Source organism: Dietzia sp. IBK-p2-16D, assembly GCF_057773085.1.
In genome coordinates this window covers 1-1,526 of sequence record NZ_JBYMTL010000016.1, presented here as the reverse complement: position 1 = coordinate 1,526, position 1,526 = coordinate 1, and the positions used below count along the sequence as shown (strand labels likewise).

Sequence of the window (1,526 nt, the reverse complement as noted above, 5' to 3'; positions counted from 1 at the left end):
GGACATCGGTGACAGTTCTGCCTAAGGACATCGGTGACAGTTGGTGCCTTAGGACATCGGTGACACTTCTGGGTGTTGTGGGGGTCGGTTGGGTGGTGGGGCGGTCCTGCCGACGTAGCGGGTTCCCTCTGCTGGCCATGCGTATTGGCAGATGAGTTCGCCGTCGAGGTCGGCGAAAGAGATGCCGTGTTCGTCCCAGGCGGCGAGGACCTTCTGGCCGCCGACTCGGTGGGCGGTGTAGTAGATGACGCCGCGAAACCGCAGGGTGCCGGTCGTGCCGACTGCGCACAGATCGTGGCCTTCGGGCAGGGTGCGCACCTGAGTGTTCGTGCGGCTGGCGTCCTCGAGCGCTCGCACGGCTGCGGGGTCGGTGCGGGGCAGGTCAATGGCCGCTGGAGTTGGTATGGGTCGGGGTGGGTCCACGGCCGGGGTTGCGTCCCACGCCTGCTGAGGAGTGATACGTCCTGGTAGTGCCTGGTGGGGGCGTTGGGTGTTGTAGATCAGGTCGAATTCGTCGACCAGTAGTTGCAGGGCCTGGATCGACTCGGCGATCGGCCTGGCATCGAGCCAGCGAAAGAGCGTCTGGTGGAAGCGTTCGTTCTTGCCCTGCGTGGTGGGCTTGCCGGGCTTGCCGGTCATCGCCTGCACCCCGAGAGCTTGGACGTGGGCGACCAGCATGCCCTGCCGGCCCCGGCGGGAGGGGTTCAGCGCCACCCCGTTGTCGCTGAGCAGACGCTGCGGCACCCCGTAGGCGGCCACGCCCTTGTCGAACACCTGGACCGCGGCGCGACTGTTCTCGCTGCGCGCCACCAGCGAAGCCACCGCTAGGCGGGAGTGGTCGTCCTGGAGTTGGAAGATCACGCACTTGCGGCCCCGGGTCAGGACGTACTCGGTGGCATCGAGTTGCCAGCACGCGTTCGGAGCCGGGTAGACGAACCGTCGCCATGCCGCACGGGGCCGCTTGCGCGGATCGGCCCGGGCCACCCCGCGTTCCCGGAAGATGCTGGCCAGGGCCGCTTCCGACGGCGCGGCCACGCCCATGGACTTCATCCGCTCGTGCACACTGATCGGCCCGTGATCCAGGCCCGAGGCCTGCAACGTGGCCCGGACCGCGACCGCCTCGTCTTTGACCTGCTCACTGATCCGGGTCGGTGACGAACGCGGCCGGCGCGATTTGGGCTCGAGCACCGCTGCCGGCCCCTCAGTCCGAGCTCGGGCCCGCAGTTCGTAGAACGCTTTCCGCGAGATCGCGTGCTCGGCGCAGAACGAGGTCACCGCCCCGCGAGGGGCATCGTCAGGCCACTGCGCGATCGCCAGCCGGACACGAGGATCAATGGGTTGGTTTCTAGCCACCCCCTCATCTCAGCGGCACAAGTGTCACCACCAAGACCTTTGGAAGTGTCACCGATGTCCTTAGGCAGAACTGTCACCGATGTCCATCGACATGACACACCCTCCGCCGGATGCGCTGTCCCACTGACTTACGCTGCCGAAACGTACGCCTCAGAGGGGGGGTGCGCTGGGAA

The 1,526-nt window shown here is 66.9% G+C and carries 1 protein-coding gene; it reads right to left on the bottom strand.

All coding sequences use genetic code 11. The features are described 5' to 3' along the window. Nucleotides 1-48 precede the first annotated feature (48 nt). The gene (locus AC3DE3_RS17110; RefSeq protein ID WP_488370820.1) at nucleotides 49-1,353 is read right to left on the bottom strand and encodes an integrase core domain-containing protein; all 1,305 of its coding nucleotides are present in this window, start codon (nucleotides 1,351-1,353) and stop codon (nucleotides 49-51) included. Nucleotides 1,354-1,526: the final 173 nt, after the last annotated feature.